The sequence below is a fragment of the Rhizobium esperanzae genome (assembly GCF_002204185.1).
Classification (GTDB): domain Bacteria; phylum Pseudomonadota; class Alphaproteobacteria; order Rhizobiales; family Rhizobiaceae; genus Rhizobium; species Rhizobium esperanzae.
Genome location: NZ_MXPU01000007.1, coordinates 325,721 through 340,348, shown reverse-complemented (window position 1 = coordinate 340,348; position 14,628 = coordinate 325,721). Strand labels below are relative to the sequence as shown.

17 protein-coding genes and 3 pseudogenes are annotated in these 14,628 nt (G+C 60.4%); 8 read left to right on the top strand and 12 right to left on the bottom strand.

Annotation, left to right across the window (positions count from 1 at the left end; genetic code table 11):
* The 3 genes and pseudogenes from B5E41_RS13655 to tnpB form a co-directional block, all read right to left on the bottom strand.
* A pseudogene (locus B5E41_RS13655) lies at positions 1 to 242 on the bottom strand (IS481 family transposase); the annotation flags it as partial.
* A gap of 256 nt (positions 243 to 498) precedes the next feature.
* Positions 499 to 2,091 carry an IS66-like element ISRel15 family transposase gene (locus B5E41_RS13650; RefSeq protein WP_088394316.1) on the bottom strand — a complete coding sequence of 531 codons (1,593 nt, stop codon included), beginning with the start codon at positions 2,089 to 2,091 and terminating at the stop codon, positions 499 to 501.
* A 73-nt stretch (positions 2,092 to 2,164) separates the two neighbouring features.
* Positions 2,165 to 2,509, bottom strand: a complete 345-nt coding sequence (gene tnpB, locus B5E41_RS13645; protein WP_011053349.1) for an IS66 family insertion sequence element accessory protein TnpB — start codon at positions 2,507 to 2,509, stop codon at positions 2,165 to 2,167.
* A gap of 32 nt (positions 2,510 to 2,541) precedes the next feature.
* On the opposite strand from tnpB, the gene B5E41_RS32220 reads away from it, so the two are divergent.
* Complete coding sequence (locus tag B5E41_RS32220) at positions 2,542 to 2,703, top strand: hypothetical protein (RefSeq protein WP_245303092.1); 162 nt, start codon at positions 2,542 to 2,544, stop codon at positions 2,701 to 2,703.
* Positions 2,704 to 2,724: 21 nt separating this feature from the next.
* Here the strand turns inward: B5E41_RS32220 and B5E41_RS32215 are convergent.
* Positions 2,725 to 2,853 (bottom strand): annotated as a pseudogene (locus B5E41_RS32215) (transposase); the annotation flags it as partial.
* Positions 2,854 to 2,934: 81 nt separating this feature from the next.
* The gene (locus B5E41_RS13635) at positions 2,935 to 3,207 is read right to left on the bottom strand and encodes a YjhX family toxin (protein WP_088394314.1); all 273 of its coding nucleotides are present in this window, start codon (positions 3,205 to 3,207) and stop codon (positions 2,935 to 2,937) included.
* A 308-nt stretch (positions 3,208 to 3,515) separates the two neighbouring features.
* Between B5E41_RS13635 and B5E41_RS13630 the strand changes: the two genes are divergently transcribed.
* Entirely contained in the window at positions 3,516 to 4,031 is a 516-nt protein-coding gene (locus tag B5E41_RS13630; RefSeq protein ID WP_088394312.1) for a GNAT family N-acetyltransferase, read from the top strand.
* Here the strand turns inward: B5E41_RS13630 and B5E41_RS13625 are convergent.
* A complete protein-coding gene (locus B5E41_RS13625) occupies positions 4,028 to 4,339 on the bottom strand; it encodes a DUF1294 domain-containing protein (RefSeq protein WP_020921160.1) in 312 nt (103 codons plus the stop codon). The genes B5E41_RS13630 and B5E41_RS13625 overlap by 4 nt on opposite strands.
* Positions 4,340 to 4,485: 146 nt before the next feature.
* Here B5E41_RS13625 and gatB point away from each other — a divergent pair, with 146 nt between their 5' ends.
* The 5 genes and pseudogenes from gatB to B5E41_RS13600 all read left to right on the top strand — a co-directional run bounded on the left by gatB (position 4,486) and on the right by B5E41_RS13600 (position 7,777).
* Complete coding sequence (gene gatB, locus B5E41_RS13620) at positions 4,486 to 5,988, top strand: Asp-tRNA(Asn)/Glu-tRNA(Gln) amidotransferase subunit GatB (protein WP_088394310.1); 1,503 nt, start codon at positions 4,486 to 4,488, stop codon at positions 5,986 to 5,988.
* A 3-nt stretch (positions 5,989 to 5,991) separates the two neighbouring features.
* Positions 5,992 to 6,495, top strand: coding sequence for a GNAT family N-acetyltransferase (locus B5E41_RS13615; protein WP_088394308.1), 504 nt, complete (start codon positions 5,992 to 5,994; stop codon positions 6,493 to 6,495).
* Between the two features lie 40 nt (positions 6,496 to 6,535).
* Positions 6,536 to 6,727, top strand: a pseudogene (locus tag B5E41_RS13610) (GNAT family N-acetyltransferase); the annotation flags it as partial.
* A gap of 102 nt (positions 6,728 to 6,829) precedes the next feature.
* On the top strand, positions 6,830 to 7,228 hold the full coding sequence (locus B5E41_RS13605) for an NADH:ubiquinone oxidoreductase subunit NDUFA12 (RefSeq protein WP_088394304.1): 399 nt from the start codon (positions 6,830 to 6,832) through the stop codon (positions 7,226 to 7,228).
* A 114-nt stretch (positions 7,229 to 7,342) separates the two neighbouring features.
* Positions 7,343 to 7,777, top strand: coding sequence for a DUF2155 domain-containing protein (locus tag B5E41_RS13600; protein WP_088394302.1), 435 nt, complete (start codon positions 7,343 to 7,345; stop codon positions 7,775 to 7,777).
* A 227-nt stretch (positions 7,778 to 8,004) separates the two neighbouring features.
* Here the strand turns inward: B5E41_RS13600 and aat are convergent, their stop codons facing one another.
* The 5 genes from aat to B5E41_RS13575 all read right to left on the bottom strand — a co-directional run bounded on the left by aat (position 8,005) and on the right by B5E41_RS13575 (position 11,840).
* Positions 8,005 to 8,619: a leucyl/phenylalanyl-tRNA--protein transferase gene (gene aat, locus B5E41_RS13595; RefSeq protein ID WP_088394300.1), complete on the bottom strand. Its 615-nt coding sequence runs from the start codon at positions 8,617 to 8,619 to the stop codon at positions 8,005 to 8,007.
* 7 nt (positions 8,620 to 8,626) lie between these two features.
* Positions 8,627 to 9,976, bottom strand: coding sequence for an acetyl-CoA carboxylase biotin carboxylase subunit (accC, locus tag B5E41_RS13590; RefSeq protein WP_085778015.1), 1,350 nt, complete (start codon positions 9,974 to 9,976; stop codon positions 8,627 to 8,629).
* Between the two features lie 10 nt (positions 9,977 to 9,986).
* The gene (gene accB, locus B5E41_RS13585; protein ID WP_088394298.1) at positions 9,987 to 10,463 is read right to left on the bottom strand and encodes an acetyl-CoA carboxylase biotin carboxyl carrier protein; all 477 of its coding nucleotides are present in this window, start codon (positions 10,461 to 10,463) and stop codon (positions 9,987 to 9,989) included.
* 20 nt (positions 10,464 to 10,483) lie between these two features.
* Positions 10,484 to 10,921: a type II 3-dehydroquinate dehydratase gene (gene aroQ, locus B5E41_RS13580; protein WP_088394296.1), complete on the bottom strand. Its 438-nt coding sequence runs from the start codon at positions 10,919 to 10,921 to the stop codon at positions 10,484 to 10,486.
* 160 nt (positions 10,922 to 11,081) lie between these two features.
* Entirely contained in the window at positions 11,082 to 11,840 is a 759-nt protein-coding gene (locus B5E41_RS13575; protein ID WP_088394295.1) for a DsbA family protein, read from the bottom strand.
* 204 nt (positions 11,841 to 12,044) lie between these two features.
* Here B5E41_RS13575 and B5E41_RS13570 point away from each other — a divergent pair, with 204 nt between their 5' ends.
* A complete protein-coding gene (locus tag B5E41_RS13570; protein ID WP_088394293.1) occupies positions 12,045 to 13,202 on the top strand; it encodes a pyridoxal phosphate-dependent aminotransferase in 1,158 nt (385 codons plus the stop codon).
* A gap of 42 nt (positions 13,203 to 13,244) precedes the next feature.
* On the opposite strand, the gene B5E41_RS13565 is transcribed toward B5E41_RS13570, so the two are convergent.
* Positions 13,245 to 14,582 carry a DUF2778 domain-containing protein gene (locus tag B5E41_RS13565; protein WP_088394291.1) on the bottom strand — a complete coding sequence of 446 codons (1,338 nt, stop codon included), beginning with the start codon at positions 14,580 to 14,582 and terminating at the stop codon, positions 13,245 to 13,247.
* Positions 14,583 to 14,628: the final 46 nt, after the last annotated feature.

Below are 14,628 nucleotides of genomic sequence, written 5' to 3'. Positions count from 1 at the left end.
AGCAGCGTATACCGGCGAAAGGCAACGATAACAGCCTCCTCCTCGACGGAGAGCACCGTCGATCTAGGCTCTTTCGGGCCGGTCGGAAGGTCCGCAACAGAGGACCGCTTCCGCCACTTGGCGACGGTCTTCTGATTGATCCCATAACGCTTCGAAAGCGTCCTCAGGCTCTCTTGACTATGTTGTATCGCTCGACGGACTGCCTCTGTCGTCGTGGCGCTCCCATGAAGAACCTGGCCCATAACGCATCCTTTGATTCGGAAGACAAGGATGCCCCATCAAAGCCTGGGATCAAACACCTAGTCTTGAATATACTGGCAACCGCGAGCGGAACTGATGGAACAAGATAGATATCCGGGGTGACTTTGCCCCGTTCGAATATTCCAATTCAAAGCTGAGCCCTGAGCGCGCAGATTTGATGCGCGATCAAGATTGGTTGCCCGACTATCTATTGTCCAACTGCGACCTGACCAGTCGTAAGCGGCAAGCTGAGACCGTTCAGCGCGCGTAATTCCACGGCATGAGTGCATCGAGATCGCTGCTCGGCCAGCCGTTGGCGATCCGCTCAAGTGTTTGGGTGAGCCAAGCCTGCGGGTCCACGTTGTTCATCTTCGCCGTCTGAAGGAGCGTGGCGATAGTCGCCCAGGTCCTTCCACCGCCATCGCTGCCGGCGAAGAGACTGTTCTTTCTCGTGATCGTCTGGGGCCTGATGGCACGCTCAACGATGTTGCTGTCGAGCTCGATGCGGCCGTCGGTAAGGAAGCGTTCGAAGATGGAGCGACGCGAGGTGGCATAGCGGATCGCTTCTGCGAGCTTCGACTTGCCGGAGATCCGCGGCAGGGTCTTTTGCCACAGGGCGAAGAGCTCAGTGACAACTGCAGCAGATGTCGCCTGACGTGCCGCGACACGCGCGTCAGGGCTCTGCCCCCGGGCCGCCGCTTCCACCTCCCAGAGCTTTGCCATCAATTCCACCGTCTCGCTGGCTATCTTGGAGCTGTCCGAGGCGTGGAGTTCGTAGAACTTGCGCCTGCTATGGGACCAGCAGCCGGCCAGCATCACGCCGTCATTGCCGCCGTCAGATCGGGCAAGCTTGTTGTAGGCACCATGCCCGTCCACCTGAAGGATACCGCGATAGCCATTCAGATGCCGGGCGACGCGATCGCCAGCGCGGCTATCTTCGAAGCGATAGGCGACCATCGGCGGGCCACTACCGCCAAAGAGTCTATCATCCCTCGCATAAGCCCATAGCCAGGCTGTCTTTGCCGATCCGGATCCAGGCGCGAGCGTTGGCAATGTCGTCTCGTCCGCAAAGATGCGCTCAGCCTTCTTGATCTCGGCGAGGATGTAGTCGGCCAGGATATCGAGCTCGTAGCCGAGCTTGCCCATCCATTGGGCCATCAGCTTCCGGTCAAGCTCAACCTTGTCGCGTGCATAGATTGCCTCCTGTCGATAGAGCGGAAGGCCATCTGCATACTTCGAGACAGCGATCTGGGCGAGAAGCGCTTCCGTTGGAATGCCACCCTCGATGATGTGCGCGGGCGCGGCTGCCTGGATGACGCCGTCTTCGTTCTTGAAGGCATACTTCGGCCGCCGGGTGACGATGACGCGGAACTTCGCCGGCACGACGTCCAGTCGCTCCGAGACGTCTTCTCCGATCAGCACCTTCTGTTTGCCGATGTGTTCGTGCAGTTCATCCGGCTCGATCACCACTTCGACTCGTTCCAGATGAGGTGCAAAGCCCTTGCGCGGCCGGGGTGCACGTTTCGCATCGGGATCAGCGGCACCCTTGTTTACCTTGGCTCGGATTGCCGAGATACCGGTCTCGATTTCCTCGAAGACAAAAGCCTGCTGCTCATCATCGATGCCCGGAGAGCCGAGCTTTTCCGATTGCCGGCCGAAGCGGGCGCGATCGAAGGCTTTCAGGATCTGGGTCAGTCGCTCGATGCGTTCGTCGGCATCGGCGTTTCTGGCTTTCAGGTCTGCGACCTCGCTCTCGAGAGCATCGGTGCGCGCTGCCTTCTCGGCCATGGCAAGGACCATGGCTTTCAGGGTCTCTACATCATCCGGGAGCTGTAGATCGGGCGGTGTCATGAGGCCTACCAGAGCACAATTTGCTCCGGTTTTCCTGCCTTTTCAGGCGGTTGATTCACTTCGCCGCAGCCCTTTACCCAACAATCTCCGGCGGCTTCACCGCCACTGAGCGCACCCGTTTCCAGTCCATGCCGTCAACGAGCGCCATGAGCTGAGCGTGATTGAGCTGCACCCGGTTGTGGCCGATCCGCGGCCAGCAGAACTGCGCCTTCTCCAACCGCTTGGAATAGAGGCAGACCCCTGATCCATCCCACCAGACGATCTTGACCCGGTCCGCCCGCTTCGCCCGGAAGACATAAAGCGAGCCATTGAACGGATCACTGCCGGCGTCGCGCACCAGCGACAGCAAACTGTCCGGCCCTTTACGAAAGTCGATGGGGTGACTGGCGAGGAAGACCTTTACACCTGCGGGGATCATGCTGAGCGAACTGCCCGGATGACACGCTGCAGATGAGCTTCGTCCACATCGGCGGGAGCGCGCACTACGACATCGCCAATCAGAACTTCGATTATCGCGCCGTCGGCAGATGGCGTGACTGCCTTATGACCGATCGGCGCTATGTTCTCCTTGTGAGAGCCCAGGGCGGCGCGACGCCAGCCAAACAGTTGTGACGGATAGATATCAAGCCGACGTGCGATCGCTGACACGCTCGAGCCAGGCTCGAGTGCCTCTGCAACTGCACGCGCTTTAAAATCGTCTGACCAGCGCCGCCGAAGCTGCCGAGGCGCGCCCTCAAATCGGTCCGCAACAGCCTCGATCATATGAAAAGTTCTAGTTCCAGAGCTAGGCGCAGACATAGAAGCTCACAGCAGTTCATCGTGTCCGCTACCGATAGCCGACCGCTAAGCTGCTTCGCCAGATGGGGTCTGCTTGTCGCTTACGACCAGTCTCAGCCCTCGTTCGGTGATCCGGTAGGGCTGCCCGCGTGAAGACTTGATCGCCTTCAGCCGCTTCAGTCTGCGGAAGAGATTGAGATCGACGCCGGGATAGAGCCATCCGTCGCGGGTGAAGCAACTGACGTTTTCGATCTTTCTGTAGTCGTCGCGGGTAATTTCGATGCGGCCGCCTTGGGCCATGAGATGCAGGATGCGCTGCTCCGTCCGGGAAATGTCCATGTTGTGAGATCCGGTATCGCGCCGTAAGGGCGCACAAAAACGATCTGGCGCTCATTCGAACGTCAGGGCTTCGTTTTCGGGCCCATGCGCGCGAGAAAACTCGCGGGCAGGGCCTTTACCGGGTCTCAGGCAGGTTCAACATAAAACACCTCGACAAGATCTATTATTCAGCCCGGAAAAAGCGGTCAAGAGCATCCTTGTCGGTGAAAACCGGTCGAAAACACTGGTTTCGGTTGATCATCCCTTTGCAGCTACTGGTAAATTCCGCGACTCAGTGATCTAGTTGGAGGGGTAACGCGGAGGTGTCGTTGATCCACATTCGCAATGCCCGCGACGGGGAAGCGGAACTGTTGAGTGAGATCGGGCTGAGGGCCTGGCAAAAGGCGATGGCGTCGATCGGCGAACCGGACGCGATGATCGACGCAGCGCGCAGCGCCTTTCGCAACTTCGTGGAGAATGACTGGCTGACCATTACAGTCATCGAGCAGAACGGCCAGGTCGCGGGCTGGGCTGCACGCGAGGGATTGGACGAAACCATCTCGGATTTCTGGATCGATCCCATCTTCACCCGGCAGGGACTGGGCTCAGCCCTTCTCGAACGCATTGAGAAGGATATCGCCGGCCGAGGCTTTGAGACGGCGGCGGTGCAGACCCATTCAGGCAATGGCGAGGCAATCGGCTTTTTTCGGAAGCACGGTTATGGCATCCACTGGCTGTCGGTCGCCTATAATCCGAAGCTTGATCGCGACGTGCCCTCTGTCGGGCTGACGAAGCCGCTGGTTTCGGACAGCCAGGACGGCTATGGCAGGAATTCTGGAGTTTAAAAATCCAGATGAAGGCGAGGGGCCCATAGCGGCGCGAAGGCCAGCACCGTGGCCAAGGCGCCGTGGAGGATCAGGATCGCCGTCAGGATCGACCGGAACGGCTCCTTCCTCGTCTTGTGGCGCAGGATCTGCTGTGCCGCCACCGCGCCGAGGCTGCCGCCGATCAGCGCAAGGGTCAAAAGCGTACGCTCGCTGATGCGCCATCCGCCCTGGCGCGCCGCCTGCTTGTCGAGGAAATAGACCGAAAAGACGATCAGGTTCAGCGCCAGAAACAGTGCGGCCAGTTTGGTGATATCGCTCGTCGTCATGCGGCTACACTGCCACGCCTCCGTTAACCAACGGCAAATGTCGCCGCCCTTCGTCAAACCACGGTGTGCGATGGGGAAAGCCTTGCACCGGAATGCCATTTCCTTTACCTCACCAGTGGAAAAGAACAGCCTGCAAAGAGCATCAAATGACCCTTGTCGACGTCCGCACGCCCGATCCGAAACGCTTCATCCCCGGCGCCACCGGCGACTGGGAAGTCATCGTGGGCATGGAAGTCCATGCCCAGGTGCTGTCCAATTCGAAGCTTTTCTCCGGCGCCTCGACGGAATTCGGCAAGCCGCAGAATTCGAACGTATCGCTGGTCGATGCGGCTATGCCGGGCATGCTACCCGTTATCAACGAGGAATGCGTCAAGCAGGCCGTGCGCACCGGTCTCGGCCTGAAGGCTCAGATCAACAAGCGCTCGGTCTTCGATCGCAAGAACTATTTCTACCCGGACCTGCCGCAGGGCTATCAGATCTCGCAATATAAGGATCCGATCGTCGGCGAGGGCAAGATCGTCATTTCGCTTGGGCCGGATCGCCAAGGCCAATTTGAGGATATCGAGATCGGCATCGAGCGCCTGCACCTGGAACAGGATGCCGGCAAGTCGATGCACGACCAGCATGCGACCATGTCCTATGTCGATCTGAACCGATCCGGCGTGGCACTGATGGAAATCGTCTCCAAGCCCGACATGCGTTCATCCGACGAAGCCAAGGCCTATATGACCAAGCTGCGTTCGATCGTGCGTTATCTCGGCACTTGCGACGGCAACATGGACGAGGGCTCGATGCGCGCCGACGTCAACGTCTCCGTCCGCCGCCCGGGCGAGGCTTTCGGCACGCGCTGCGAGATCAAGAACGTCAACTCCATCCGCTTCATCGGCCAGGCGATCGAATATGAAGCCCGCCGCCAGATTGGCATCCTGGAAGATGGCGGCACGATCGAGCAGGAGACACGCCTCTTCGACCCGAACAAGGGCGAGACGCGTTCCATGCGCTCCAAGGAAGACGCGCACGATTACCGCTACTTCCCCGATCCGGATCTGCTGCCCCTCGAATTCGACGATGCCTTCGTCAAGGCGCTCGAAGCCGATCTGCCGGAACTGCCCGACGACAAGAAGGAGCGCTTCGTGCGTGAACTCGGCCTGTCGGTCTACGATGCCTCCGTGCTGGTTTCCGAAAAGGCGATCGCCGATTATTTCGAGGCCGTGGCCGCCGGCCGCGACGGCAAGACGGCGGCAAACTGGGTGATCAACGACCTGCTCGGTGCGCTGAACCGTACCGGCAAGGACATCGAACAGACGCCGGTCTCGCCGGCCCAGCTCGGCGCGATCATCGACCTCATCAAGGCCGGAACCATCTCCGGCAAGATCGCCAAGGACCTTTTCGAGATCGTGCTGACCGAAGGCGGCGATCCGGCCGAAATCGTCGAACTGCGCGGCATGAAGCAGGTGACGGATACCGGCGCCATCGAAAAGGCCGTGGACGAGATCATCGCCGCCAATCCCGAACAGGTCGAAAAGGTCAAGGCGAAGCCGACCATGGCGGCATGGTTCGTCGGTCAGGTGATGAAGGCGACTGGCGGCAAGGCCAATCCGCAGGCGGTCCAGGCACTCGTCAAGGCGAAGCTCGGCATCGAGGAATAGCCCGTGTATTTCGTCCGCACCGCCGGTGAGCGCGACCTCGAGAAGGTGCGCGCTCTTCTGGTGGAAAGCTTTCACGCCACCTATGACGATCTCCACGGCAAAACAAAGGTGGACGATCTGATCGCCCATCTCTTTACGCCGGCAGCGCTGAAGGCGCGGCTGGCACGCAGGGATGCCGAGTTCCTGGTCGCCGATAATGGCCGCAACATCGGCGGCATGGGTTATGCAGCGATGTCGCATGCGCTGACGAAGACGGTCATGCTGCATCTCCTCTATGTCGACCCGTCGCTGCAGCGCCAGGGCATCGGCCGCGATATCTTCGCCGAGCTCGAAACCTGCTTTCCGGATGCTGAGATCATGCGTCTGGAAGTCGAGCCGCAGAATGCGGCGGCGATCGCCTTCTACCGGGCGCATGATTTCACCGAAGTCGGCCGCAACGAGAATAGCGCACCCGGACAATCCGGCATTCCCTCGCTGATTTTCGAAAAACCGCTGGAAGGGCATTGATCTTCGTGGCGGCCGAATTGTCGGACATTCTCATTTCGCAAAGACGGGGGCTGACATGCGTGGGCAGGGGATTGGTGCTGGAATGATGGAATTCGCCATATCAGAGGCAAAAGGCCGCGGCGTGCGGCTGGTACAGCTGACCTCGAATTCCCTACGCAAGGATGCCCATCGTTTCTATGAAAGGCTTGGCTTCAAGCCTTCGCATCTCGGCTTCAAGATGGCCTTGAAATGACCCTTGCCTCTCGTGGAATCGCTGGACAATTCGGCTTGGCGACGGCATAAGCGAGGGGCTAAATTCTGGTTTGGCCCGCAATGGCGGGCACAAGGAAAAGACATGCGGAATCTTCTGGTTCAAATCTTCACCTGGTGGAACAGTCAGACGATAGGCACGCGTTTTGCGACCTGGCGTTTTGGCAAGCGCGTGGGCGAGGATGAGTTCGGCAACGTCTATTATGAAGGCGGCATATCTTCCTATGGCCTGCCGAAGCGCTGGGTGATCTACAAGGGTTATGCCGAAGCCTCCGCCATTCCGCCGGGCTGGCATGGTTGGATGCATCATCGCACCGATGTTCCGCCGTCCAAGGAAGACTACGTCGCCAAGGAATGGCAGAAGACGCACCGTCCGAACCTCACCGGTTCGCCGCAGGCTTACCGTCCGCCGGGCTCGCTCGCGGTTCCCGGTGAGCGACCGCGCGTCACCGGCGATTACGACGCCTGGACGCCCGGCAACTGAGACGGCTCGACCGGGCGATCGAAAGCCCGGCTTTTGGCCACAATTGACCTTTACCCGCAGGTTGGCCGCGCTTGACCGCGGCCGTGAACCGAAAATGTCTGGAGACGGGTGCATATGAAGCTCTTCACGCGGAACATCGTCCTGCGTGGCGCCGGATCGCTGCTGGCGCTCTCGGCTCTGCTTCCACCGGTTGCGGCGCATGCCGCACGCATTGACAATTCGGTTGCCGTCTTCTCCGGCCTCGACAAGATCACCGGCCGCATCACGACGTTCGACGTCTATGTCAATGAGACGGTACAGTTCGGCGCCCTGCAGGTGACGCCGAAGGCCTGCTATTCGCGCGACCAAGCCGAAGCGCAGAAGATCGACGGCTTTGTCGAGGTCGACGAAATCACGCTCGACCGCAAGATCCGCCGCATCTTCACCGGCTGGATGTTCGCCGACAGCCCCGGCCTGAACGCCGTCGAACACCCGATCTACGACGTCTGGCTGAAGGACTGCAAGACAAGCTCGGACGTACCGGCTCCGGACAAGGCGACAGCCCGCTGATTGATATCAGCTTGGACAGATGCCGGAAAAGCTTTACGGTTTCGGCGCCATCCCTTGGTTAAGCCGTGAGCCTATGCCGTGGTGTCCTGTTTCGCGTGAAAAGACCTTTGGCAAAACGAAGCGCACTGCCAAGCACGATGACAATAGGATGCCGGCCTTTTTGAGGAAGGCGGCGGCAAGCGCCAGGAGCCCTACCTTTGCGGCTACGCAAGGATGAAACGATCACGTTAGAACTTCAGGTGTGGCGATTCCATCGCGCTGGCGAGCAACAGCGCATATTCGGCTTTCGGCACGTCGATTGCTCCGAATGTCTTCAGGTGTTCGGTGGTGAATTGCGTGTCGAGCAACGTGAAGCCCTTTTCCCTCAGCCGGTCGACCAGGTGTACAAGGCAGATTTTCGAGGCGTCCGTCCGGCGTGAAAACATGCTTTCGCCGAAAAAGGCCGAACCCAGCGAGACACCGTAGAGGCCGCCGACCAGTTGATCGCCGTCCCAGGCTTCGACGGTATGGGCATGACCGATTCCGAACAGCGTGGAATAAAGCGATCGGATCGTCTGGTTGATCCAGGTGCTCGGGCGTCCCGATGTTTCCTCCGCGCAAGCCGCGATCACCTGGTCGAAATCGTGATCGAAGCGGATTTCGAAGGGTTTCCTGCGCACCGTTTTGGCGAGGCTTTTCGATATGTGGAAATCACCGAGCGGCAGAACGCCGCGCAATTCCGGTTCGACCCAGAAGATCTCCGGGTCGTCGGCAGACTCGGCCATCGGAAAGAGGCCGATGGAATAGGCGCGCAGGAGGATATCAGGGGTTATGCCTGGTGACTTCCTGCGCGATCCTGCCATTCCTGTCCTATGCCGCTGGCGTGTTGGCGAGGTAATGTTCCAGCCAGTGGATATCGTAGTCGCCGTTGGCGATATCCTGGTTGGAGACGAGATCCTGGAACAACGGCAGCGTCGTCTTGATGCCGTCGACGACGAATTCGTCGAGCGCGCGGCGCAAGCGCATCATGCATTCGACACGCGTGCGGCCGTGCACGATCAGCTTGCCGATCAAGCTGTCGTAATAGGGCGGAATCTTATAACCCTGATAGGCGCCGGAATCGATGCGAACGCCAAGACCGCCCGGGGCGTGGAAATGCGTGATCGTTCCGGGCGAGGGCACGAAAGTGCGTGCGTCCTCGGCATTGATCCGGCATTCGATGGCATGGCCGGAAAAATGTACCTCGTCCTGCGTCACCGAGAGACCGCCGCCGGAGGCGACGCGGATCTGCTCGTGCACCAGGTCGATGCCGGTGATCGCTTCGGTGATCGGATGTTCCACCTGCAGGCGGGTATTCATTTCGATGAAATAGAACTCGCCGTTCTCGTAGAGGAACTCGATCGTGCCGGCGCCGCGATATTTCAGCTTCTTCATGGCATCGGCGCAGATCTGGCCGATCTTCATGCGCTGCTCGACATTGAGCGCAGGCGAATTCGCTTCTTCCCAGACTTTCTGGTGGCGGCGCTGCAGCGAACAGTCGCGTTCGCCGAGATGAATGGCGTTGCCTTCACCGTCACCGAAGACCTGGATTTCGATGTGGCGCGGCTTGCCGAGGTATTTTTCCATGTAGACGGCATCGTTGCCGAAGGCGGCTGCCGCCTCCGTGCGCGCCGTCGACCAGGCCTCGATCAGATCGGCCTCGCTCTTGGCGACCTTCATGCCGCGCCCACCGCCGCCGGCCGTTGCCTTTATCAGCACGGGATAGCCGATTTCGGCCGCTGTCCGCAGCGCATCCTCTTCGGTCTTCACTTCGCCATCCGAGCCAGGAACGACGGGAATGCCGAGTTCCAGCGCCGTCGTCTTGGCGGTGATCTTGTCGCCCATGATACGGATGTGATCCGCCGTCGGCCCGATGAAGGTGATGCCGTGCGCTTCCAGGATATCGGCAAACTTGGCGTTCTCCGAGAGAAAGCCGTAGCCCGGGTGCACGGCATCGGCGCCGGTGATCTCGCATGCGGCGACGATCTGGTGGATGTTGAGATAGCTCTCGCGCGAGGAGGGCGGACCGATGCAGACGCTTTCGTCGGCAAGGCGCACATGCATGGCATCGGCGTCGGCGGTGGAATGCACCACGACGCAGGCAATGCCGAGCTCCTTGCAGGCCCGGAGCACGCGAAGGGCGATTTCCCCGCGATTGGCGATGAGGATTTTCGAAATCATGGGCTTGGGCCTATTCGATGACGACGAGGGCTTGGCCGTATTCGACGGGATGTCCGTCATCGACGAGAATTTCGGTCACCTTGCCCGATTTCGGCGAGGGGATCTGGTTCATCGTCTTCATCGCTTCGATGATGATGAGCGTCTGGCCTTCCTTGACGGTGGCGCCGATTTCGATGAAGGGACGTGCGCCCGGAGCCGGCGCCATGTAGACGGTGCCGACCATCGGCGCGTTGACGACATTCGCCGGGTTGCGGCCGGGCGCTGCGGCGGGCGCGGCAGCGGCGGCTGCGGGAGCGGCGGCTGCGGCCGGGGCGGCAAAGGCCGGTGCAGCAATCGGCGCCTGGACGTATTGCGGCGTGCCGCCGCGCGAAACGCGGATGCGCAAGTCCTCCTGCTCGACCTCGATCTCCGTCAGATCCGTCTCGTTGAGAATATTGGCGAGATCGCGGATCAGTGCCTGATCGATACCCGATTTCTTTTCAGCCATGGTGTTGCCCTGTCTTCTTCTTATGCCGTGATGTTCTTCAGCGCATGGAGCGCCAGGATGTAGCTGTGAGGCCCGAAGCCGCAGATCACGCCCTTGCATGCCGGCGCGATCATCGACTTGTGGCGAAATTCTTCCCGTGCATGGACGTTGGATATGTGGAGTTCGATGACGGGAATTGATATAGCGCGGATCGCGTCGTGCAGCGCGACTGACGTATGCGTATAGGCGCCTGCATTGATGGCGACGCCGGCAGCCTTTTCGTCGGCCTCGTGGAACCAGTCCACAAGCGTGCCTTCGTGGTTGCTCTGACGGAAGTCGATATCAAAGCCGAGTTCGCGCCCGGCTGCCTTGCAGTCTGCCTCGATGTCCTTGAGCGTCTTGCCGCCATAAATGCCGGGCTCTCGTTTACCCAGCATGTTCAGGTTTGGGCCGTTCAGGACAAAAATCGTTTGCGTCATCGAATGTTCCGTAAATGCACGACGGCAACCTATAGACTCCGCGAGGGCTGAATGAAAGCCCTTACGGGTTGGCCGACAGGAATCGCGCCACATTTGTCCACATGGCTGAAACGCTTCGATTCTGGCGATTTGATGAGCGGCCGGTCGGCTGCCCGCTCCCTCAGCAGGCGGTCTTGCCGCAGCTGCGCATGTTCTTGACCTTGGCTTCGAGATCGTCGAGCCCGACGGCGCCCGGGACCAGCTCGTTGCCGATCACATAAGAGGGCGTGCCGCTGATACCGAGGCTGGAGGCAAGCTGATAGGTCGCCTGAACGATCCCATCGTTCGGGCTCTTCGCCATCTCGGCGCGAATCTTGTCTTCGCTGACCCCGAGAGAGCCTGCGACGGCGATCGCACTGTCTTCCGAGGCGCGGCCTTCGCTGCTAAGAAGGGCGACGTGGAAATCGGCATATTTGGCAGGCGCCAGCCTGCGGAAGGCGTCGGCCACTTTGTGGGCGGCAACCGAATCCGGCCCAAGGATCGGGAATTCCTTGAGCACGAAGCGGACGTTCGTGTCCTTCTTCAGCATCGCCTGCATGTCGGGAAGCGCGTGACGGCAGTAGGTGCAATTATAATCGAAGAATTCGACGACGGTCACATCGCCCTTGGGATTGCCGAGCGTGACGTCATCCTTTGAATTGAAGATGTTTGCGGTGTTCTTCTCGATCGCCATATTGGCCTTCACCAGCCGCGCGGCTTCCTGCTTCTTCTGCAGCGCGTCCTGGACGTCGAGCATGATCTCCGGGTTTTCGATCAGATATTGCTTGATGAATTCGCCGAACTCCTTCTTCTGCTGATCGTCGAGCGCTGCCGCCGGAAACGGGAGCGCGATCGATGCGGCGAGCGCCAGTGCGGTGAAGCTTTTTGAGAAGAAGGCCATGATATCCTCGTCATCGGCGATGCAGTCTTGGTCAAGAAAACCGTCGCCGAGTTATGGACTTGAACGCGTCGCGTCAAGGTACGGCGCGTCGAGTTCTGTTCAAACAGGAATTTTCATCCCTGTGCCGCCCTCGCGGGATTGTGATGAGCCGATTAATGCGGCAATTGTCTGGCCAATAGCGAAGAAGTCGAGCGAGAAGCGATCTTGTTTTCCATATCGAAACGCAGCGAAGTCGAGCCTTTTCATGCCATGGACGTGTTGGCGGAGGCGACGAAGCGGCGGGCAGCCGGCCATCCCGTCATCTCGATGGCGGTCGGCCAACCCTCGCATCCCGCGCCTCGATCTGCCCTCGAAGCGGCAAGCGCCGCCCTTGTCGAAGGCCGGATCGGTTATACGGATGCGCTGGGGACGGCGCGGCTGAAATCCGCACTGGCCTGGCACTACAGGGACCGTCACGGCCTGGAGATCGATCCCAAGCGCATCGCCATAACCACAGGCTCCTCGGCAGGGTTCAATCTCGCCTTCCTCACGCTTTTTGATGCTGGCGATGCCGTGGCGATCGCAAGACCGGGTTATCCTGCTTATCGCAACATTCTCGGCGCGCTGGGGCTGAAGGTTCTCGAAGTGCCGGTGACGGCCGAGACCCACTTCACCCTGACACCTGAGAGCCTCGAGGCGGCGCAGCAGCAAAGCGGCGTCAGGCTCAAAGGCGTGCTGCTTGCAAGCCCCGCCAACCCGACCGGCACGGTGACCGGCCGTGACGGGTTGAAGGCGCTTGCGGATTACTGCGCGGCCCAATCCATCGCCTTCATCTCCGATGAGATCTATCATGGGCTGACCTTCGCGGGAGAGGAGGCGAGCGCGCTCGAGCTGACGAATGAGGCGATCGTCATCAACTCGTTCTCCAAATATTACTGCATGACCGGCTGGCGAATCGGCTGGATGGTGCTGCCGGAACGGCTGGTGCGGCCGATCGAGCGGGTGGCGCAGAGCCTCTATATCTCGCCGCCCGAGCTCTCCCAGATCGCAGCGGTGGCCGCGCTTGGCGCATGCGAAGAGCTCGATCATGTCAAGGCGAACTATGCCGCAAACCGCGCGCTGCTGCTCGACCGCCTGCCCAGGATCGGCCTTGCGCCCGCTTCGCCGATGGACGGCGCCTTCTACGCCTATGTCGATGTCTCGCGCTTCACCAATGACAGCATGGGCTTTGCCAAGCGCATGTTGGCCGAAATCAACGTCGCGGCGACGCCGGGCCTGGATTTCGATCCTCTGGAGGGACACCGAACCCTGCGTCTCTCCTATGCGGGTTCGCAAGGAGAGATCGCCGAAGCGGTGGAGCGGATAGCAGTCTGGCTGAAGTAGGGCTGCGGGGGCAAGCGGCTGCTTGCCCACCTGCTCCTTAAATTAGCTGCGCGACGAAAACAGCGAGGCCAGCGTCGAGGCGGGCTTGTTGTTCAGCCGCGGCACTACCACGAGCTGCTTGATCTCACCGCGTTTGTAGGCGGCCAGGAAGCGTTTGTAATCCTTAAAGGACACGCAGCCGTTGGAATCGCCGTTCTTGCCGAGCATATAGGTGTGGGCAAGCAGGCCGACGCGGTCATAGATGGCATCCGAGCCTTCCACCGGTGTCAAGCGCAGCGCTTCGACACCGTGAAAGAGCGCCTCGCGCATCGTGAGGACATAGGTATGCGGCGGCGTTGGTCCGCGCATCTTCTTGTCCACGTAACGCGGATTGTCACGCATCTTGCCGAGACCGGAATGAGCCTCCAGCCGTTCGCCGTTCGGCAGATAGACGGTGCTGTTTTCGATGTCGTAGATCGCGACACCTGCCCGCAGTTTCGGCGAGAAGACCGGCTTGTCGTAGCGCGGCACGGCATCGTCCTCATCGTCCTCGATCGGCGAGTTCGGCTGGGCATAGGCCAGGACAGGCCCGGCAGAGCGCTGTGCACCCTTTGCGGCCGGCGCCGGTTTGCCGACGAGTCCGTCCGGACGCGCCATCGGCAACGGCACGGAACCTGCATCGGGCGACAGGACGAGATCGAAGGGTTGATCCTCCGCCGCCGCGACCTCCACCGGTGCGGATGCTGTTGCAGGAACCGAGGCGGTCCTGACAGGAGAGGCGGCCGGCTCGATTGGGGCGGGCGCGATCTGCCGGGGGTCGGCATCAGCCAGCGCGAGCATCGCCTGGAGTTGGGCGGCGGCGACGGCCTCCTTTGACGGAATGATGATCCGGTTGCCGTCGTCTTCTTCAATCTCTGCCGAGGCGAGTTCGACCGGCGGCGGTGCGATCGCATCATCTTTGCGGAATTTGGCACTGTCGGAAATCGCGGCGACGACCGGTTGCTCGGCAGCCATGACGAGCCGATTGTTCTTCGTAAGAGCCGCCAATGCCGTTACGGCAGCGGCAGTCTTTTCGGCGTGAGACTGGATGAGGCTTGCCGTCAGCGGCATCTTCGGCTTCGCGTTGAAGGCGGTCAGCCGGTCACCCTTGCCGACATGGATCAACCGCTCAAGGCGACTTGACGGCGCCGCCTTCGAGGCGGCCCGGATCTGTGCCAGGCTATCGGCTGAAGAAAAGGGCGCCGCGACCGAATGCATCGTTGCCAAGGTCGCGATCAGCCATGTTGAGGTTAAAAGCCCGGCGCCGATGACACCGTAAAGAAAACCGCGAGATCTGTGCGAACGCAAAGCAGATCCGCCAAGAGGGGCGACGTGATCCAACGTCCCTACCGCAAACGCCATACTACACTCGTCTTTCAAACTCGCTACGCAGGCCGGCGGCACTGAC